This window comes from Citrifermentans bremense (genome assembly GCF_014218275.1).
Taxonomy (GTDB): Bacteria; Desulfobacterota; Desulfuromonadia; order Geobacterales; family Geobacteraceae; genus Geomonas; species Geomonas pelophila.
Genome location: NZ_AP023213.1, coordinates 3,995,689 through 4,012,822, shown reverse-complemented (window position 1 = coordinate 4,012,822; position 17,134 = coordinate 3,995,689). Strand labels below are relative to the sequence as shown.

General features: G+C 57.7%; 20 protein-coding genes. 13 read left to right on the top strand and 7 right to left on the bottom strand.

Translation table 11 applies throughout. The annotated features are described in order from the left end of the window. The first annotated feature begins 129 nt into the window (after window positions 1–129). On the top strand, window positions 130–1,452 hold the full coding sequence (locus GEOBRER4_RS17800) for an OmpA family protein (RefSeq protein ID WP_185243386.1): 1,323 nt from the start codon (window positions 130–132) through the stop codon (window positions 1,450–1,452). 111 nt (window positions 1,453–1,563) lie between these two features. Here GEOBRER4_RS17800 and GEOBRER4_RS17795 read toward each other — a convergent pair whose 3' ends face one another. Next, window positions 1,564–2,121 (bottom strand): DUF2628 domain-containing protein, encoded by a 558-nt coding sequence (locus GEOBRER4_RS17795; RefSeq protein WP_185243385.1) that lies wholly within the window; start codon window positions 2,119–2,121, stop codon window positions 1,564–1,566. A gap of 143 nt (window positions 2,122–2,264) precedes the next feature. Further along, window positions 2,265–3,731 carry a D-alanyl-D-alanine carboxypeptidase/D-alanyl-D-alanine endopeptidase gene (gene dacB, locus GEOBRER4_RS17790; protein WP_185243384.1) on the bottom strand — a complete coding sequence of 489 codons (1,467 nt, stop codon included), beginning with the start codon at window positions 3,729–3,731 and terminating at the stop codon, window positions 2,265–2,267. 125 nt (window positions 3,732–3,856) lie between these two features. On the opposite strand from dacB, the gene GEOBRER4_RS17785 reads away from it, so the two are divergent. Further along, the gene (locus tag GEOBRER4_RS17785) at window positions 3,857–4,126 is read left to right on the top strand and encodes a hypothetical protein (protein WP_185243383.1); all 270 of its coding nucleotides are present in this window, start codon (window positions 3,857–3,859) and stop codon (window positions 4,124–4,126) included. A 212-nt stretch (window positions 4,127–4,338) separates the two neighbouring features. On the opposite strand, the gene GEOBRER4_RS17780 is transcribed toward GEOBRER4_RS17785, so the two are convergent. Then, entirely contained in the window at window positions 4,339–4,986 is a 648-nt protein-coding gene (locus tag GEOBRER4_RS17780; RefSeq protein ID WP_185243382.1) for a fibronectin type III domain-containing protein, read from the bottom strand. A 257-nt stretch (window positions 4,987–5,243) separates the two neighbouring features. Here GEOBRER4_RS17780 and GEOBRER4_RS17775 point away from each other — a divergent pair, with 257 nt between their 5' ends. The 8 genes from GEOBRER4_RS17775 to GEOBRER4_RS17740 are packed head-to-tail and all read left to right on the top strand — an operon-like array spanning window position 5,244 to window position 10,140. Continuing rightward, the gene (locus GEOBRER4_RS17775) at window positions 5,244–5,495 is read left to right on the top strand and encodes a GSU3529 family protein (RefSeq protein WP_185243381.1); all 252 of its coding nucleotides are present in this window, start codon (window positions 5,244–5,246) and stop codon (window positions 5,493–5,495) included. A 27-nt stretch (window positions 5,496–5,522) separates the two neighbouring features. Next, window positions 5,523–6,032 carry a TlpA family protein disulfide reductase gene (locus GEOBRER4_RS17770; RefSeq protein WP_185243380.1) on the top strand — a complete coding sequence of 170 codons (510 nt, stop codon included), beginning with the start codon at window positions 5,523–5,525 and terminating at the stop codon, window positions 6,030–6,032. Beyond that, window positions 6,029–6,544 carry a nitrous oxide reductase accessory protein NosL gene (locus GEOBRER4_RS17765; protein WP_185243379.1) on the top strand — a complete coding sequence of 172 codons (516 nt, stop codon included), beginning with the start codon at window positions 6,029–6,031 and terminating at the stop codon, window positions 6,542–6,544. The genes GEOBRER4_RS17770 and GEOBRER4_RS17765 overlap by 4 nt, the downstream gene beginning before the upstream one ends. Beyond that, window positions 6,541–7,029, top strand: a complete 489-nt coding sequence (locus GEOBRER4_RS17760) for a nitrous oxide reductase accessory protein NosL (RefSeq protein ID WP_185243378.1) — start codon at window positions 6,541–6,543, stop codon at window positions 7,027–7,029. Before GEOBRER4_RS17765 ends, GEOBRER4_RS17760 begins: the two co-directional genes overlap by 4 nt. Continuing rightward, window positions 7,026–7,334, top strand: coding sequence for a hypothetical protein (locus GEOBRER4_RS17755; RefSeq protein WP_185243377.1), 309 nt, complete (start codon window positions 7,026–7,028; stop codon window positions 7,332–7,334). Before GEOBRER4_RS17760 ends, GEOBRER4_RS17755 begins: the two co-directional genes overlap by 4 nt. Further along, entirely contained in the window at window positions 7,327–8,451 is a 1,125-nt protein-coding gene (locus tag GEOBRER4_RS17750; RefSeq protein WP_185243376.1) for an ABC transporter permease, read from the top strand. The genes GEOBRER4_RS17755 and GEOBRER4_RS17750 overlap by 8 nt, the downstream gene beginning before the upstream one ends. Window positions 8,452–8,458: 7 nt before the next feature. After that, window positions 8,459–9,145 carry an ABC transporter ATP-binding protein gene (locus tag GEOBRER4_RS17745; protein WP_185243375.1) on the top strand — a complete coding sequence of 229 codons (687 nt, stop codon included), beginning with the start codon at window positions 8,459–8,461 and terminating at the stop codon, window positions 9,143–9,145. Continuing rightward, the gene (locus tag GEOBRER4_RS17740) at window positions 9,142–10,140 is read left to right on the top strand and encodes a hypothetical protein (protein WP_185243374.1); all 999 of its coding nucleotides are present in this window, start codon (window positions 9,142–9,144) and stop codon (window positions 10,138–10,140) included. Before GEOBRER4_RS17745 ends, GEOBRER4_RS17740 begins: the two co-directional genes overlap by 4 nt. A 9-nt stretch (window positions 10,141–10,149) precedes the next feature. Here the strand turns inward: GEOBRER4_RS17740 and GEOBRER4_RS17735 are convergent, their stop codons facing one another. Both GEOBRER4_RS17735 and GEOBRER4_RS17730 read right to left on the bottom strand, forming a co-directional pair. Then, window positions 10,150–11,040 (bottom strand): M23 family metallopeptidase, encoded by an 891-nt coding sequence (locus tag GEOBRER4_RS17735; RefSeq protein ID WP_185243373.1) that lies wholly within the window; start codon window positions 11,038–11,040, stop codon window positions 10,150–10,152. Window positions 11,041–11,139: 99 nt separating this feature from the next. Continuing rightward, window positions 11,140–11,871, bottom strand: coding sequence for a DUF2461 domain-containing protein (locus tag GEOBRER4_RS17730; RefSeq protein WP_185243372.1), 732 nt, complete (start codon window positions 11,869–11,871; stop codon window positions 11,140–11,142). Between the two features lie 228 nt (window positions 11,872–12,099). Here GEOBRER4_RS17730 and GEOBRER4_RS17725 point away from each other — a divergent pair, with 228 nt between their 5' ends. Both GEOBRER4_RS17725 and GEOBRER4_RS17720 read left to right on the top strand, forming a co-directional pair. Then, on the top strand, window positions 12,100–13,245 hold the full coding sequence (locus tag GEOBRER4_RS17725; protein ID WP_185243371.1) for a DEAD/DEAH box helicase: 1,146 nt from the start codon (window positions 12,100–12,102) through the stop codon (window positions 13,243–13,245). A gap of 185 nt (window positions 13,246–13,430) precedes the next feature. Next, window positions 13,431–14,486: an acyl-CoA thioesterase gene (locus GEOBRER4_RS17720; RefSeq protein WP_185243370.1), complete on the top strand. Its 1,056-nt coding sequence runs from the start codon at window positions 13,431–13,433 to the stop codon at window positions 14,484–14,486. Window positions 14,487–14,505: 19 nt separating this feature from the next. Here the strand turns inward: GEOBRER4_RS17720 and GEOBRER4_RS17715 are convergent, their stop codons facing one another. Both GEOBRER4_RS17715 and GEOBRER4_RS17710 read right to left on the bottom strand, forming a co-directional pair. After that, on the bottom strand, window positions 14,506–16,146 hold the full coding sequence (locus GEOBRER4_RS17715; protein WP_185243369.1) for a methyl-accepting chemotaxis protein: 1,641 nt from the start codon (window positions 16,144–16,146) through the stop codon (window positions 14,506–14,508). Further along, on the bottom strand, window positions 16,143–16,382 hold the full coding sequence (locus GEOBRER4_RS17710) for a hypothetical protein (protein WP_185243368.1): 240 nt from the start codon (window positions 16,380–16,382) through the stop codon (window positions 16,143–16,145). Before GEOBRER4_RS17710 ends, GEOBRER4_RS17715 begins: the two co-directional genes overlap by 4 nt. A 203-nt stretch (window positions 16,383–16,585) precedes the next feature. On the opposite strand from GEOBRER4_RS17710, the gene GEOBRER4_RS17705 reads away from it, so the two are divergent. Further along, window positions 16,586–17,056, top strand: a complete 471-nt coding sequence (locus GEOBRER4_RS17705; RefSeq protein ID WP_085814926.1) for a flavodoxin family protein — start codon at window positions 16,586–16,588, stop codon at window positions 17,054–17,056. The last annotated feature ends 78 nt before the right edge of the window (window positions 17,057–17,134 follow it).

Genomic DNA, 17,134 nt, shown 5'->3' with positions numbered 1-17,134 from the left:
TGCATTAATTCACTTTTAAAATCATTGAATACCATCCACGTGTGTGATACGTTTTCTATTGTTTCGGAATGCCGTGTAGTATTTAGCTTTCAATACTCCGGCATTCAAATCAAGTTTAAAGGAGGACGTATGAAAAAGATTGTTTCATCGATGCTTATGTGTGCTGCTGTACTCACCATGGCAACTTCAGCAGTTGCCGGAGAAAGAGAGGGGGCGTTCTCTGTTTCTCCGTTCGTTGGTGGTTACACCTTTGATGGAGAGCAACACCTGGAAACCGCCCCTGTCTTTGGGTTACGCTTGGGTTACGACCTGACGAAGAACTGGGGGGTGGAAGCCGTCGCTGATTATCTGGCCACCGAAGGAACACGCAATGACAGGAGTGTCAACGCCTTGTCCTATCGCTTGGACATCCTCTACAACTTCCTGCCGGAAGGACCGCTTGTACCGTACCTTGCGGTGGGCGGTGGCGGGATTACCTATGGGCACGGTCATGAAGGGCTCAAAGTAAGCGACCGTACCACAGATGCAACCATCAATGCCGGTGGTGGACTTAAGTACTTCGTGACCGACTCTGTCGCCTTGCGGGCTGATGCTCGCCAGCTGTTTGTGTTGGAAAGCCCAGACAGTCCCAAGTACAACTGGGAATACACCGCTGGTCTGACCTTCCAGTTTGGCGGCAAGACAGCTCCTGCGCCGGTAGCGGCTCCGAAACCTGCACCAAAACCGGTTGCCGAACCCGTTCCCGTGCAGAAGCCAGCTCCTGTAGTCGCTCCTGTGCCGCCCCCGGCTCCCTCCGCTCCCTCTACCGAAATGACGGTTACGCCGAGTTCTATTACAAAAGGCGAAGCCGCTATCTTGACGTGGAGTTCGAGCAACGCCACAAATTGTGAAATACAGCCAGAAGTTGGCTCAGTTCAGCCTCAGGGTACCTTGAGGGTTACTCCTGCTGACAACACTGCATACACCCTTATTTGCAATGGCGCTGGTGGCACCGCTAAGAGCGCAGCCAAAGTTGCGGTAGTTGCACCCGCTCCGGTAGTTGCTCCTGCTCCGGTAGTGGTTCTGCCCCCTGCTTCTGCTCCTACTCCTGCTCAGAAGCTGTGCAGCCCTGCCGTCATAAACATCCAGTTCGATACCAACAAGGCCGACCTTAAGCCCCAGTATCGCGCCGAATTGAAATCTTTAGCTGACTTCTTGAACGAGTTCCCCAATGCCACTGGCGTCATTGAGGGGCATACCGACAACGTAGGTTCTAAAGCCCTCAACATGAAGCTATCCCAGCAGCGTGCGGACACGGTACGTAATTATCTTGTCAAAGAATTGGGGATCGCACCTGAAAGGATAAAAGCTGTTGGATATGGTCCTACAAAACCCATTGCCAGCAACAAGACCAAAGCAGGGAAAGCACAGAATCGCCGTATTGAATCCAACTTCACCTGCAACAAGAACTAGCAATCACCGCTACGGCTGCTAACAGGCAAAACACCCTCTTGGAATTTTTCCAAGAGGGTGTTTTGCTGTGATTCTAATGTTTCATGGCCTCTAACCTTGAGTGCGGTGTACTTAATGCACCCCACCCAGCATAAGCGTTGATACCATTGCGAACATGAACGAGAACGTCAGCACTAAAATGACCGCCGCTATGATACCCAGTGTAATTGCCCAACTGTGGACGCCCCCAATCTGATGGAGTGCTGGAAACAAGTCCTGTGGCGTCGAATTCCGTTTCAGATCCGAGATCTTCCCCATCACATGCCGGTAGTACAGGTAGTTGCTGACGACTCCAACGGCGATGTGAAGCAGAATGTTGACGCCCGGAACGCAGAAGATCAGGAAGGTGATCGCCGACTGCCAGTACATTTTCCGGTAAAGCATCCAGACAAAAGTGAACGCGAATGCCGACCAGTTCCATGTGGGAGTGAACGCCTCGGATCCAGCCACAGTGAACTTTTTGAACTCGGTATTGTAATAGTCGCAGTTCTTGCCGACGAATGTCCTTACTTCCTCGTCACCGACAGCATCGATTGAGAATCCAAATGGTGGGGTATTTAGCATTGAACCGCAGTAGCGGCATTTGATGGCTTCATCCTGAATAGTTTCCTTGCAATATGGACATATCATGTTCGGTCCTCCCCTGAACGTCATCTATATTTTTGAACGCCTGCTCGAATATTCTCGGCGGGATGGACCTACACCCAAAAGGGTGCTCCGACCGCCCCGGCGTGGTCTCCCATCGACTACGATTCACTGCGGCCGCTTCAATTTTATTTAGTGCGCCGGAAGCCGCAGAGGAGCTTGGCGATCCGGTCCTGGAACTCGCGGGCCTGCCCGCCGAAGACGGCATAGTTCTGGATCATGATGGAAAAGGCGAGCGGCTCGCCGTCGGCGCTGGTGGCGTACCCGGCCAGGGAGGAGAGCCCTTTCATGTTTCCCGTTTTCCCCCGCAACTTCCCTTCGGCGCAACTTCCCTTCATGCGGTTCTTCAAAGTCCCATCTTTTCCGGCTACCGGAAGTGATTCCTGAAAGACCCGGTACAGCAGCGGATCGCGGTAAATGGCTCGCAGCGTCTGGATCATGGTTTCCGCACTGGAAAGGTTGTAGCGCGAGAGACCGGAGCCGTCTGCGACCACCACGTTGCCCTTGGCTATCCCCTGCTTCTCCAGGTATCCGCGCACCACAACGCTCCCCGCCTCTGCCGATCCCGGCTTTCCGGTGGCGTGCAGGCCAAGCAGTTTCAAAAGGCTCTCGGCTGTCACGTTGTCGCTGGTCTTCAGCGCGAACCGGACCAGTTCCTCAAGGCGGCGGGAGGTGCGCGCCACCTCGGTTGCTCCCGCAGGAGCTGGTGCCGTGGTCATGGTGGTCACCTTGATCCCCTGCGCACGAAGCGCATCCCGGAACAGGGCGAGCGCCATGAGCTCCGGCCGCCAGACGCTGGCCTGTCTTACCACCGGCGAGCTCCCCGTCGCTATCGCTCCGGTCACCGTGACCACGTTCTCCCGCTCGCCGGGGCGCCTGGATGCCTGGATGCTGTTCGGGTCGCCGGAGCCGCCGGTCCTGGCAAGGTTTTCCAGGGTGTAATAGGGGGTGCGAGGCTCGGCGCTGACAACGGCCGGTGCACCCGCCTTCGGGCCGGGCTGCACCAGCACCGATACAGCATTGTGGTTCACCGACAGGGGGGAGATCATCATCTCGTCGTCGTCCCACATCCATCCCATGCCCCGGTAGAGGTCGTCAAAGCAGGAGAGATCGGCGGCCAGGGCGTATTCCTTTCCCTTTTCCATCTTCTGGGCAGCAGCCGAGGCCAAAGCAGTCAGGTCCGCAGCGGAGAGGAGGCTGTCGCCGCAACCCTTGAGGTAGATCCTCGCTGCGGCCGCATCGAGCGCAACGGTGGTGGCGACCTCGCGCTCCGGCCCCAGGACGGACAAGGCTGCTGCCGCGGTGAAAACCTTTTGGGTGGAGGCGGGGACCAGCAGAAGTCGCGGGTTGAACTCGTAGATGGTGTCGCCGTGCGTAAGCGAGACCACCTTGATACCCGCAGTGGTCGCAGGCAGGAAATCCCGGGACAGGATGCCGTCGATCTCCTTCTTCAGGTGAGCGGTGGAATCGCCGGGGACGCCGGATTCGGCTCGTACAGGGGGAGCAGTTGGTCCGGCAAAGGCGGCGACAGGCGAACCGGCGGCGATAATGAGCAACGAAAGCACAACCCGTACGGTCTTGCAGAGATGCGACATGGCTTTACGCCTCCTCAGGTAAAGAAAACAGCCGGTCATAGCTTTGTTCATGCTTGAAAGGCCTAAAAGATAGAGCTAAGTGTTCAGGCGAGTCAAGGAACTTCGGCAGTTACGACGCGGCGGCAATGTCTGCCGGACGGCAAGGCATCTTTTGCGATCAAGATGCCATTCCCGCAGCCGGCAATGGCATCTCCGACAAACTTTTTGCCTATTCTGCTCCGAGTAATGCATTTCCCGCGACAACTTTTACCTTCCCCGAAGCAGAGAAGGCAATTCCCGTTCAACTTTTTACCTTTTTTGCCCGGCGAATGCACTTTACATGGCCGGAAATGCCATTTTCAGCGCCGGAAAGTATTCCCCCGGCGAAAAATTGCCAATTCCGAGGCTGCAAATAGCAAAACTTCGGCGGAAGATGCATTCTTCCTGTTTAGTTTTGACTTTTTACTGCGGGAGTTGGCTTTAGAGGGGAGGGACTTGACTTCCTTTGTCGCAAGAGGGGCATCTTGGGGGGAAAGATCTCTACCGGCTGCCGAGTTTCTGCCGCGGGAATAAAAACGCGGCTGCATCGGACGATGCAACCGCGTCAGGTTTCACTTAAAGGTGACTGTCAGCTGACGACAACGGTGGCAACGTCTGACCAAGGCCCGTTACCTTCCGAATTCTTGAACCTAGCCCTTAGGTGGTACCTTCTCACGGGCTCCAGTCCTTCCACATGGAATTTACAGGTGAAATAATAGTCGACGATCCTCCACGACGCTTCATCGGTGGGATCCCCTTCCGTTATCTGCAACTCCACGCTTCCTTTTTTGCCAATGCCATTGTTCACTTGGATCACCATGGCACCCGATTTCTCAGCGTCGTCTTTGGCAATTAATTTTTCCACTTTTCCAGGGAGCTTCCGGTTTCTGGAATAAGTCTTATGTTTGATTTCCAGTCCGAGGTTCTCCAGGAGGCTTGGGTCGTTTATGTGAGTTGAGTACATAGTGATATACTGCACAGCGAAGTTGACAGTCTTAACGGTCTCTTCCCGCACGGCTATCCTCTCTTCTTCTTTCGTTTTACCCGAACCGGGTAAGTTGACCACTTCCTCCAACCTGTCGGCGTGCTCCCGGAACTGCTTCCCTCCGGGTATCCACGGTGGGAGCTCGGTTTTGTAGGCATCGAGGTTGTCTAGTATATTGGCCATATGCCTCACCCTTAAGATGAGGTCGCCATCGGTGTCGTCTTTGAAGCTCGTTTGCAGGATAAAGTTCATTATGCCTCCCCTCGTGTTCGCAGGCGTTGGTGTTATCTGTGTCTGAGAAAAATTAACATCAACCAATGTATCGTCAAGCGGAGAAAACATTTAATCATCTTATCGGGCGCCTCGCGGCGGTTTGCTGCGCTACCAGGATGGCTGCGGAGAAGGTTCCGTGGTCTATCGGTCACCGTAATGAATTTATTTTATTTCCGCTAGATTTATGCTAGTTTCCCGACAGCCCACCCATGCACATAGAGTTGCCAGGAGACGCGATGGATCTGTTCGGGGAACTCAAAGCTGCAGCAGTCAGCAAAAACGAAGAGGGTGATTTTCCGGACTGGCTTCTTGCAGGAGTGCTCGAGGTGGCGAATGCGCCTGAGCTGCATGGACACCGGCATGAACTGGTTGAGTTGCTGCTTGCCCAGGTTCGCGATTACGACGCCTATGCGGGTGCCGGTTGCTTCGATGCGTCGGTGACCGCCGAAACCATAGATCGAACCCTCCGCCTGATTCGCCGGCAGTAGAATAAATCTCACCTGGAGAACCACCAGATGGCTCGACCAACCTGCCGCTTCTTCCTCATTGTTTTCTGCCTCGCCATCCTTTGTTGGGGGTGCGACAGGAAGATGCTGAAGGTGGGCGAGGAGCCTCCACCGGTCTCCGGAAGGGACATCAACGGCAACACCGTCTCCCTTGAGGCCCTCAAGGGGAAGGTGGTCGTGCTTTTTTTCTGGACCAATTCCTGCTGCGGCGACACCCTGAAACAGGACCTTGAGCCGGTCTTTCGCAGAAACAGGGACAAGGGCGTTGCGGTCATAGCAATAAATGTGCTCGACGAGGAAAAAGAAGTGGCTTCCATAGCGGCAACCAGCGGGCTCTCGGTCCCGATACTGGTCGATGGGGGTTCCACCTTGGCGAAGGACTTCATGGTCTTTTCCTTCCCGACGGCGTTCATACTGGACAGAAACGGTATTCTGAGGCAGAAGGTGCTTGGACAGATCCCGGCGTCCAAGCTCGAGAAGCTAATCCAGCAGGTCGACCAGGGAGGAGGCGCCAGATGAAAGCATTCAGAGGATTTATCATCGTCAGCATGCTCGTTGCCTCAATCGCCGGGATTGCCCTGGCCGCATCCCCTGATGTCGACATGTACCCGACCTGCAACTACTGTGGGATGGACAGGGCAAAGTTCGGCCATAGCAGAATGCTCATCGAATACGGCGACGGCTCCTCCGTGGCGACCTGCAGCCTTCACTGTGCGGCCGTCGATCTTGCCGTAAATATAGACAGGACCCCGTTGCACATCTACGTGGGCGATTACGGCAGCAAAAGCCTCATCGACGCTGAAACCGCGTCCTGGGTCATCGGAGGGAGCCGCCAGGGGGTGATGTCCGCCAATGCCAAATGGGCCTTCGAAACCAAGGAAGGGGCGGAACGCTTTGTAAAGGAAAACGGCGGTAAGCTCGCCACTTTCGAGGAGTCAGTGAGCGCCGCTTACCTTGACATGTACAAGGACACGAAGGCGATCAGGGAAAGGCGCAAAGCCAAGCGAGGGGCGAGCGGGGGACCCAGATGATCCGCCGCTTCCTTAACTACCTGTCCGTCTGCCTCGCGCCGTTCCTGGTCGCGGCGCTGGGGTTGGCGGCCACGATCAGGTCGGACAAGGTGGGGCCAAAGGACAGGTGCCCCGTCTGCGGGATGTTCGTTGCGAAATATCCCGACTTCGCCGCCCAGGTCAAGTTCCACGATGGCCAAGTCTTCCACTTCGACGGCGCCAAAGACATGTTCATGTTCTATTTCAACGTTGCCCGCTATGCACCGGGCCTCCATGCCTCTGACGTTTCGGCCGTCTATGTGACCAACTACTACGAGCTGAACCTGATCGACGGGAAAAAGGCGCTGTACGTCGCGGGGAGCGACGTGTACGGCCCGATGGGACGCGAACTGATACCCTTTGCCAACAGGTCGGAGGCAGAGGACTTCCTGAAGGACCATGAGGGGAAACACCTGTTCAGGTTCCAGGACGTGACGCCTGCGGTGCTCTCCCTGCTTGAGCGATGACCTGCCGAAAATCAGCACTTTTCCTGAACGCAGTTGCCTTTCTCGCCTTGATCCTGGCGGGCCTGCTGGTACATGCCCGGCAGCGAGCCAACTCCGCAGCCCCGGTCGTTGCTGCCAACGCGCTGTTGGCGAGACAGTTGCAATTGACCGACCTCTGTGTCTTTACCGAGACCGGCTATACCAGAAACCCCGGCATCACCGGCACGGCGTCGGCTTTCCAGGACTCCCCCCTGTCACTTGAGCACTTCCCCAGCGGCACGCTGATGCAGCCCCCCCCGCACCTGTTTGGGAGCCCCCGTGATTGAACGCCAGCGCTACATCCTCGACTTCACACTGGCGTCCTTTCTCCGGAGAAAGGGGAAAAATGCCGCCTTGCTGGTTGTCTATACCCTGGTGGTGTTCGCAGTCGCTTCTGTTTTGCTCTTCACCCATGCCTTGCAGCACGAGGCGTCGCTGCTGCTCGAAGACGCCCCTGATATCGTGGTCCAAAACACCCTCGCCGGACGGCCTCATCCGGTCCCGGTGGATTGGCGACACACAATCGGCGCCATCCGCGGCGTCGCCTCGGCAGCGCCTCGGCTTTGGGGATACCGCTACGATAGCGCGTTTGCGGCCAACTACACCCTCCTGGTGCCTGTAGGGGGCGAGTCGCCTGAAGGAAGCATCGACCTGGGCAGCGCCGTTTCCCGTACACGCGGCGCCTATCCCGGCGACATCATCTCCCTTTCAGGGCACGACGGGCTGCCGCATCCCTTCACCATCCGAAAGACGCTCTCCTCCGATTCGCAGCTTTTGACCGCCGACCTCATGGTCCTTTCGGAAAAGGACTTCCGGAAGCTCACCGGTATGCCCGCAGGCCAGGCGACGGATCTCGTTGTGCGGGTGCCTAATCCCCGCGAGCAGCGGACCGTAGCGGAGAAGATCACCCGTCTTTTCCCCGGTGCGCGTCCCATCTTGCGCGAGGAGATGCGGCGGACCTACGACGCCATATATGGCTGGCGCTCTTCGCTGCTGCTGGTCATCTTCAGCGGGGCGGGTCTCGCCTTCTTCATCTTCGCCTGGGACAAGGCTACGGGGATCTCCGCCGAGGAGAGAAGAGAGATAGGCATCCTGAAGGCAGTCGGGTGGGACACGTCCGACGTGTTGCTAATGAAGTTCTGGGAGGGGATCGTCGTTTCGCTCTCGGCTTTCCTCGCCGGAAGCATCCTCGCCTACCTCCATGTCTTTTTCTTTTCCTCCGCGCTTTTCCTCCCGGTCCTGAAAGGATGGTCGACCCTCTACCCCAGTTTCAGGCTCCAGCCATCCGTCGATCTCCGGCAGCTCGCGGCGCTCTTCTTCCTGACGGTGGTCCCCTATACCGTCGCTGTCATAATCCCTTCCTGGCGTGCCGCAACAATCGACCCAGATGTGGTGATGAGGTGAAGGCCTTATGATTTCCGTTCAGAACGTGATGAAGGTATTCAACGGCGGTCGACCGAACGAACTGTGCGCGCTCCGGGAGGTAAGCCTCGAAATGGGGCTTGATCAGGCCACGGCACTGGTTGGGCCCAGCGGTTCGGGAAAGACGACGCTCCTCTCCTTGATCGGGTGTATGGCCCGCCCCACATCCGGCCGGATCTTCGTAAAGGAAGAGGAGATCACCAGCCTGCCGGAGCGGTTTCTCACCAGAATCCGGAGATCGACTTTCGGGTTCGTCTTTCAGCGCCACAACCTGATCAACGGCATATCCGTGCTGGAGAATGTCATGGCGCCCGCCTACCCGGAAGGGGAGCCTTTTTGCCTGCTCAGGCAAAGGGCCCTCGATATCCTGGAGCGGTTGGACCTGAAGCGGCGCGCCGAGGCCAAGGTTGAGTGGCTTTCCGGAGGGGAGGCACAGAGGGTGGCGATCGCGCGCGCCATGATCAACAGCCCGGCCGTCATCATAGCCGACGAGCCTACTGCGCACCTTGACACGAAGCTTTCCTGCGACTTCATGGCACTTATGAAGGAGGTGAAGGAGGCAGGGACCGCGGTTATCCTCGCCAGCCACGACCCCGTCGTCTACGGCTGCGATTTCATCGACCGGGTAGTGGAGATGCGTGACGGCCGGATCGTGACCGGGAGTATGGATACGTGACACTCGCCCCGGGAATAGTCGCCCTGCAGGTCTGCTCTTTCCTGGTGAGCGCGATGCTGCTCGTCGCGGCAAAAGAAGGAACAGCGATCATCCGCCACTGGGACCTCGCCAGCGGAAGCGAACTGCAGCTCGCCCTTGAGCGGCGGACCTATCTCATCTCTACCATCGTCGCTGTATTCCTGCCGTTGCAACTCCTCTCCCTGTTTTTGTTCATAGGGACCGTCGACGGCATCAGTCATCTCTTCACCGGCGCCATGTGCGCGGCCGGTGCCTTGAAGGTGAACGCTTTCGGATACCCCGCGTTGCTCTTGAAGGTTGTGACTTTCCTGCTGGCAGGGATCTGGCTCATCCTGAACCATGCCGACAACGAAGGGCGCGACTACCCCTTGATCCGGGTGAAGTACTGGCTGCTGTTGCTGATGGTCCCTTTGATCCTCGCCGAAACCACAACGCAGGGCGTCTATTTCTGGAGGCTCAACCCCGACATCATCACCTCGTGCTGCGGCAGTCTCTTCAGCAAGGGTTCGAAGACCCTGGCTTCCGGCATTGTCTCCGCGCCTGCGGCTCCCATGGCGCTCTCCTTCTTTGGCGTAATGGCCGCGACGCTTGCATCCGGAGCATGGTTCCTGGTGACGAAAAGGGGTGGCTATCTTTTCGGCGGCATGAGCGGGATCGCCTTCCCGACCGCCATCGCCTCGGTCATCTCTTTCATCTCCCCCTACATTTACGAGCTCCCCTCGCACCACTGCCCGTTTTGCCTGCTCCAAAGGGAGTACCACTTCATCGGATACGTGCTGTACGCACTTTTACTGGCGGGGACGGTAGCCGGCACCGGTGTGGGGATGCTCAACAGGTACAGGGAAGTTCCGAGCATCAAGGGGCCGCTATTGCAGATGCAGAAGAAGCTGGCAGTTGTCGCCCTGGCCTCTTTCGCGTCGGCGGCGCTCGTCGTTATCTGTAAGATGGTCTTTTCGACGTTGAGGCTGTTGACCTAGCAGGCGAAGCTACCTGACTACCACGCTATTCACGGAAAGTCTCCGGTTCTCAAAAGTAAGCCCTCTTTCAGCACTGCCCATTGTGGCACTGATATGCAGATGCGGTTCTAGCGTGTTGCCGGAATTCCCGACGCTGCCGACAACCTCCCCGGCAGAAACCACCTGACCGGCCTTCACCGCTATGGTGCCGCGTTTCAAATGCGCCAACAGGACGTCCGTGTCGCCGCACTTCAAAACCAGGTGGTTCCCCGCGGGATGCTCCGCATCCGGAGTTCCGGGGGGGTGATCCTGCACCCCGTCCTGAACGAAGGAAACTGTTCCCGCGCAGGGGCTGCGCAATCTCTCCCCGAAAATTTCATAAGCAGCCAAGGACTGAGGAGCAATGCCGCGGGCCCGATTCCCGATCGCGTTCAACTTGACGATGTCAAAGGCAAGCGTGGTTCCTCCTGCAGCATGGAAGGGGTTGGTGATAGGGCTGCTTCCCCCCTGGAGCACGTAGTAGCTACCTGAAGCTAGAGGGAATGAGAGGTTGAGGGGCTTTCCCGGTTGCTGAAATGCTGCAATGGCCAAAAGATCCAGCAGCACAAACAGAAGAAGAGAAAGAAGGGAAAGTGAAACGCGCAACATGCTCCACTGTCTGGCCGTATCCGCAAACCTGGTCCGACGACTTGTGTAAAGAAGTGCAAGGGCAAAGAGGGCAAGGGAAACGTAACGGAGATAGTAACTTGTGAAGGCCCAAGGGGCTGCCAGGAATGCAAAAGCGACGACGCTGCCACAGCTTGCGGCGGATATCCCCCACTGAAGCCGATTCCGATACTCACCCCTGAGCAGCCATACCAATGCCGCAGCAACGAGGCTTGGGGGGAAAAGCGCGAAAAGGTACTGAAGAAAAGAGTTCATGGCTCTGATCGGTTGGCGTCCGGCGGCAGAAGAAGCGTCGAGTCCCCCTTCTGGAGGATTAGGTCCGATTTCTTCCCGTTGGAAATTTTGACACGAAAGTCAGGTCCTCTCATCGATCCTCACCTTTACCGTCAGCAGATGGGCCATCCGCCCTGCTGCAGCCACTTTGCAGAGGTAGTGATAGAGGGGGGCGATGGTCTCGAAGCCGGATATCAAATCCGTGATCAACGCCTTACCAATCACGCTGTCTTCGACTCGTTGGTTGCAGGCGAGATAAATGCTTTTTCTGTTGTACCAGTCATCAAGTTCCGCAGGGATGCCTGGTTTCAAGGGGCGTTTGTACCTGTCGCCCTCAATTTCAAACACGTTCTGCTTCGGGAAGAATGAAGTTGCTGAACGAAATTTAGCAGGATTCGAATCCAGGGCTTTCCTGAACCTGTCCATGGTCACCCGGCTGGCGCTGTAAAAACCCATGCCGTAACGGTACCAATCTGGTGAGATCTCAAAGAAGTATGCCGGGTAGTCTTTCCACTCAATCCTTGGCCTTTTGAACGTAATCCAATGACTCGTCTTGTATGGGGACTTGTCTCTTGAAAAGCGCGTATCGCGATAAATCCGGGAAATGGTCCTGTTCAAGGCTGGAGTCACTTCCAAATCAGCATCGATGCCCTGCATGAAGGGGCCCAAACCAGCCGCCAATGACTGCAACGGTTTCAGGACATGCTCCTGGTAATCCGCTTTGTGAAGCTCGAACCATTGTTTGTTGTTGTTGTCGCTCAGATTCGTGAGAAATTGAAACATTGCGGAAGAAAATCCTGCAAATTTTCCCATCGTTTAAGTGCCCTCGGAATTTTGGAGTTGTCATGGACTTCCGCTCTTTTGGCTGCCGCAGAGTGGCACGCAGATTAGCATGTTTAGTTAAAAAACATCAATATAAATCGATGCCCCCCTCTACGGCAAAGCGGTTGTCGCCATGCACCACAACGTGCTATAAACTGAATCGCATCTGAACCACGGGACTTCCTGTGGTTTTTCTTTTTAGATACAGGAGTTCCACCTATGTCATTTGCCACTCTTGGCCTGCATCCCGAACTGTTGAGTGCAATCGCGGCACAGCCGGGATTCAAGCGTCCATACCCGATTCAGAGCAAGGCCATCCCTGCCGTTTTAAAGGGAAAGGATCTGATTGCCGTCGCCAAGACCGGTTCGGGCAAGACGGCCAGCTTCATACTGCCGCTGCTGCAACTCATCCATTGCCAGGGTGCGGACGAGCGGCGCAGGCTCAGGGCGTTGATCCTTGTGCCGACGCGCGAACTCGCCGCCCAGATCGAGGGGGTCGCGAGACAGCTCGGGAGCCATCTGAACCCCAGGGTCAAGACCGGGGCGGTCTTCGGCGGGGTGGCCATCAACCCCCAGATGATCCAACTGAAGGGGATCGAGCTGCTCATCGCCACTCCCGGCCGCCTGCTCGAACTCGTTGCCAAAAACAGTGTGCAGCTTTCCTCCGTCGCCACATTGGTGCTTGATGAGGCTGACCGGCTCTACGCTGAAGACTTTCAAGACGAACTGAGGGAGATCCTTGCGCTTCTCCCGGCAAAACGGCAAAACCTTCTCTTTTCAGCCACCTTCCCCCCGGAAGTGGAGCGACTGGCGGCGAGCCTGTTGACCGACCCGATGCGGATCGAAATCGAGGCTGAGTCGTCCGAACCCGAGCTTATTACCCAGCAGATTTATCTGGTGGATTCCAGCCGCAAGGGCCCACTGCTCAGGTTCCTCGTCAAAAGCGGCGACTGGAAGCAGGTGCTGGTCTTCACTTCGTCGCAGAAGCGGGCCGACAACGTAGCGAGAAAGCTGGTCGCCAACGGGATCAGCGCGTCCACATTTCACAGCGGCATGAGTCAGGGGGGAAGGACCGCCGTCCTGGCCAAGTTCAAAGCCGGCGAGTTGCGGGTGCTCATTGCAACCGACCTGGCGTCGCGCGGGATCGACGTACAGTTTCTTCCCCATGTGGTCAACTACGAACTCCCCCGGTCGCCCATCGATTACCAGCATCGCATAGGGAGAACCGGTCGCGCCGAGACAGCCGGCGTCGCCGTGACCCTGCTCTGCCCCGAAGATCTAGCGCACTTCAAGGTGATCGAGAAACGGCTCGGGCAACGTCTTCCCCGCATCGACACCGCCGAGCTTGACCTCTCCACTTATTAGATTCGCGATTGCGCTTTCTGCTTAAGGTCTGCAGGTGGTGATGCGATTGGAAGGTCGGGCAAAACGGGGAGTGTCGCGTGTCAAGGAGACTCCATTCAGCCCCAAAGTCAGATCCTGATGCGCAGGGCCAATCTTGTGGTACCTTGTTTGGGTCTTCTACCTCAAAAAAAGGATGGTGGCTTCGAGTGACCGACGGCAACGGGAAGAAAGAGACCCTCCAACTGACCCCGCATGATACGCGCTACCTCTTCGTGCTCCCCTTCTCGACGGACCCGGCGCTGGCGCGCCGCTTTCTGGCCCGGGACGGCTACCTGCCGGGGAACATACGCTTCGGCAAGCTGCTGGAGGTGCTGGACAAGGTCGCCGAAAACACGGCGCTGGGCTACGTGAACCAGTTCTATCCCGACGCGCGCGTGGTGACCGCCGCCATCGACAGCATCGTGGTCCGCAACCCGGCGGACACGACGCATGACCTGGTGTTTTCGGCTCAGATAAACCATGTGGGGAAATCTTCCATGGAGGTGGGGATCCGGGTGGAGTGCCTTGGGACCTGTTCGAGCCACCTGGCGAGCTGCTACTTCACCATGGTCGCCCGTTCGGCGGACAACGAGGAGGCAAGGAGCCTCGCGCTCCCCCCGCTCGAATACAGGCTGCAGATAGAGCAGAAAAGGCATCAAAAGGCCGAGTTGCGGCGCCAGTCGTACCGTGAGAGCCTGGCAAAGGCGGAGGAGATGCCTTCGCTCGAGGAATATCTGCTGCTGAAAAAGCTGCACAAGGAACAGGAGTCCAGCGACTTTCACGGCATCCGCGCCGGCGAACTGGTGCTGGAATCGGCACTGCGCGCCTACCCGGAGCAGGAGAACGTGCCGAAGACTATCTTCGGGGGATACCTGATACGCAAGGCTTACGAGCTGGCCGCGCTCGCCGCCGAGATGGTCACCCAGGACCGCGTGGTCCCCTGCCAGGTGAACCGCATCAACTTCAACCAGCCTGTGCTTCTGGGGGACCAGCTGAAGTTCACGGCGCGGGTGGTCTTCACCGGGAAGACCACCATCACCGTGCAGTCGGACATAGAGCGCTTCAGCCGTGAGGCCCACAACAAGGCGCTTTCCAATTCCTGCCTCTTCACCTTCAGAAACGTAGGTGACCAGATGGAGCCAAAGCCTGTACCCTTCATCTACCCGGTGACCTACGCCGAAGACGCGAGGTTCTTGAACGCCTACCGGCAGCGTCTGGACTGAAACAAATCCGCTTTCCTTCCTACAGCTTGAACTGGTGCACCAGCCTTTGCAGCTCTTCAGCCTGCAGGGCCACCCCGGTGGCGGCTTTGGCGGCCTCGTCGATGGCGCTGCTGTTCTGGTGAGCAAGCTCGTTCAGGCTCAGGACGTTGTGGCTGATTTCACGGGTGGTTGAGGTCTGCTCCTCTGCGGCAGTGGCGATCTGGCTTATCTGTTCGGTGACGGCGGTGATGATCTCCAAGATCTCCTGCAGGGACCTGCCGGAAGCGGCTGCGTGGCTGCTTCCCTGCTCCACCTCCACCACGCTCTCTTCCATCGTCTGCACCGCGTCTTTGGTTTCCTTCTGGATCGACTTTATCATCTCCCCTATCTCCTTGGTGGCGCGAGTGGTCCGCTCCGCAAGGGCCCGCACTTCGTCGGCGACCACAGCGAAGCCGCGCCCCTGCTCACCGGCACGGGCCGCTTCGATGGCGGCGTTCAGTGCCAGGAGGTTCGTCTGATCGGCGATGTCTTCAATGGTTCCCACGATGGCACCGATCTGGTCCGAGCGGCTCCCCAGCTGCCCCACGCTGTCGGCGGCGCTCTTGACGCGAGTGGCAATGGCCTGCATCACCGAGATCGACTGTCCGACGATCTCCGCCCCTGCCGAAGCCTTGCTCGACGCCCCTGCCGCGTTGTCGGCGGCGAGGTGGCAGTTGCCGGCGATGTCGGAAGAGGTGGCGGACATCTCCTCGCCGGCTGTCGCCAGAGAGGTCGATTGCGAGGAGAGCGTCGCGATGCTCTCCGACATCCCCCTGGAACTTGCCTGCAGTTCGACGGAAGACGAGGAGAGTTGAACGGCGCTGTCGGACACCTGCGAGATGACGCCGTGCAGCTTGCCGACGAAGGTGTTGAACCACCGGCACAGTTCGCCTATCTCGTTGTCGCCGTGGACGGGGAGGCGCTTGGTCAGATCTCCGTCCCCCTGTGCGATGTCCTTGATGCTGTCCACCACCTCCTTGATCGGCCCGGTGATGGTGCGCGAAACCATGAGGGCCAGCATGACCCCCAGGCCCAGGACCCCCAGCAGGCCGAGCCCGATCGCCAGCCGGACCCTCCCCATGTCTTCGTCCACCTTGTTGATGTAGATGCCGGTCCCGACCACCCATCCCCAGGGCTTGAAGAGCTTGGTGTAGCTCAGCTTCGGTTGCGGCTCGGACTCTTTCGGCTTGAGCTGGCGGTACTCGACGAAGCCGGCACCTTTATCCCCCGAAGCCGCCTTGGTGAACTCGCGGTAGATCAGTTTCCCGTCAGCGTCCTTGAACGAGCTCATGTCCTTCCCTTCGTTCTCGGGGCGGAGAGGGTGTGCTATCAGGCGGTTGTTGAGGTCGCTGATGAAGAAGTATTCCTTGCCGTCGTAGCGCAGGGCCTTGACGTCCAGGGCAGCCCGCTTCTGGGCTTCTTCCTGGGAAAGCGCACCGGCATCGACCTGTTTCTGGTAGTTGGTGAGGATGGTGGAAGCCTCTTCCACAAGGAACCGGACCGAGTCCTTTTTCTCGGTGATCAGCAGCTCCCTGATATAGGGAACCAGGACGAACGTGGCAGCCAGTGCCAGTACCACCCATGACAGCAGAGAAAGGCTCACGATCTTGGAAAATATCCCCCAGTCCTTATAGCTCTTCATGCACAACTCCTTACCCTTCGGTTTTCATTGACGTCAAAGTGTTCGAAACCTCTCTCATCGGAACCTTGCCTCAAAAGTTTAGTCTCAAAAAACAAAGTTGTACTGGGAACCGGCAGGGAAGCTTTGCAGGGATCCTCGGTGCAGGCTACCGCAGCGATTGAGGTCGCCTCCGCGATCTTTTCCTCTTCTTCGGGAGAGGTCTCGACCGTCCTCTCCGTCTTTTCGTCTGCGCTCATGACGCCTCCCGATGGTCGATGGCGGCAGCGAGGGGGGGGCAGCTCCCGTCCGGAACCGGCCGGCGCTGTAGAAGTAACGGCAAGTTACCGGTTACCCTCGCCGGCTCGGCTATCAAGGAAGTTTTGGCTTTTCTTGGGGGAGATTTGCAGGTAAAGTTAGCATCCGTTCAAATAACTATCTCTCGGCAAACAATGGAGGCGACATGAAAAAGGCGCTGGTGACGTACCATTCGCAGTCTGGGAACACGCGCAAGATGGCGCAGCTGATAGCCCACTACCTCCAGTCCCACGGCGTTCAGGCGGACCTGATCCCGGTTCAGGAGGTGGACATCGATACCTTACCCTCCTACGACGGCTTCGTGGTCGGATCTCCCAACTACTTCGGGACCATGGCGTGGCCGGTCAAGAAGTTCATCGACGACAGCATCAAATACTACAAGAAGCTCAACGGCAAGGCGGCGGCCGCCTTCACCTCGGAAGGGATGATCGGCGGCGGCGGCGACCTGGTGGTGCTGGACATCCTGAAGGCGTTCCTGATTCACGGCTGCGTGGTGCAGGGGTTGACCGGCGCCGGTCACTTCGGTCCGGTTTCGATCGGCGCGCCCGACGAGCGCATAGAGAAGGAAGTGGCGGTTTTGTGCGACGCCTTCAGTTCCTTGCTGAACAGGGTGTAACCCGTACACCTGGGCTCCGCGGCAAGCGGAGCCCTTTTCGCGGCCACGGGTGTGACCCAAGGCGAAGGAGGCCCCGAT

Bases quoted from the DNA above. Each gene is read 5' to 3' on its own strand.
- GEOBRER4_RS17800 (WP_185243386.1), top strand. From the start codon at position 130: ATGAAAAAGATTGTTTCATCGATGCTTATGTGTGCTGCTGTACTCACC.
- GEOBRER4_RS17795 (WP_185243385.1), bottom strand. From the start codon at position 2,121: ATGATATGTCCATATTGCAAGGAAACTATTCAGGATGAAGCCATCAAA.
- dacB (WP_185243384.1), bottom strand. From the start codon at position 3,731: ATGTCGCATCTCTGCAAGACCGTACGGGTTGTGCTTTCGTTGCTCATT.
- GEOBRER4_RS17785 (WP_185243383.1), top strand. From the start codon at position 3,857: ATGTCTGCCGGACGGCAAGGCATCTTTTGCGATCAAGATGCCATTCCC.
- GEOBRER4_RS17780 (WP_185243382.1), bottom strand. From the start codon at position 4,986: ATGAACTTTATCCTGCAAACGAGCTTCAAAGACGACACCGATGGCGAC.
- GEOBRER4_RS17775 (WP_185243381.1), top strand. From the start codon at position 5,244: ATGGATCTGTTCGGGGAACTCAAAGCTGCAGCAGTCAGCAAAAACGAA.
- GEOBRER4_RS17770 (WP_185243380.1), top strand. From the start codon at position 5,523: ATGGCTCGACCAACCTGCCGCTTCTTCCTCATTGTTTTCTGCCTCGCC.
- GEOBRER4_RS17765 (WP_185243379.1), top strand. From the start codon at position 6,029: ATGAAAGCATTCAGAGGATTTATCATCGTCAGCATGCTCGTTGCCTCA.
- GEOBRER4_RS17760 (WP_185243378.1), top strand. From the start codon at position 6,541: ATGATCCGCCGCTTCCTTAACTACCTGTCCGTCTGCCTCGCGCCGTTC.
- GEOBRER4_RS17755 (WP_185243377.1), top strand. From the start codon at position 7,026: ATGACCTGCCGAAAATCAGCACTTTTCCTGAACGCAGTTGCCTTTCTC.
- GEOBRER4_RS17745 (WP_185243375.1), top strand. From the start codon at position 8,459: ATGATTTCCGTTCAGAACGTGATGAAGGTATTCAACGGCGGTCGACCG.
- GEOBRER4_RS17735 (WP_185243373.1), bottom strand. From the start codon at position 11,040: ATGAACTCTTTTCTTCAGTACCTTTTCGCGCTTTTCCCCCCAAGCCTC.
- GEOBRER4_RS17730 (WP_185243372.1), bottom strand. From the start codon at position 11,871: ATGGGAAAATTTGCAGGATTTTCTTCCGCAATGTTTCAATTTCTCACG.
- GEOBRER4_RS17725 (WP_185243371.1), top strand. From the start codon at position 12,100: ATGTCATTTGCCACTCTTGGCCTGCATCCCGAACTGTTGAGTGCAATC.
- GEOBRER4_RS17715 (WP_185243369.1), bottom strand. From the start codon at position 16,146: ATGAAGAGCTATAAGGACTGGGGGATATTTTCCAAGATCGTGAGCCTT.
- GEOBRER4_RS17710 (WP_185243368.1), bottom strand. From the start codon at position 16,382: ATGAGCGCAGACGAAAAGACGGAGAGGACGGTCGAGACCTCTCCCGAA.
- GEOBRER4_RS17705 (WP_085814926.1), top strand. From the start codon at position 16,586: ATGAAAAAGGCGCTGGTGACGTACCATTCGCAGTCTGGGAACACGCGC.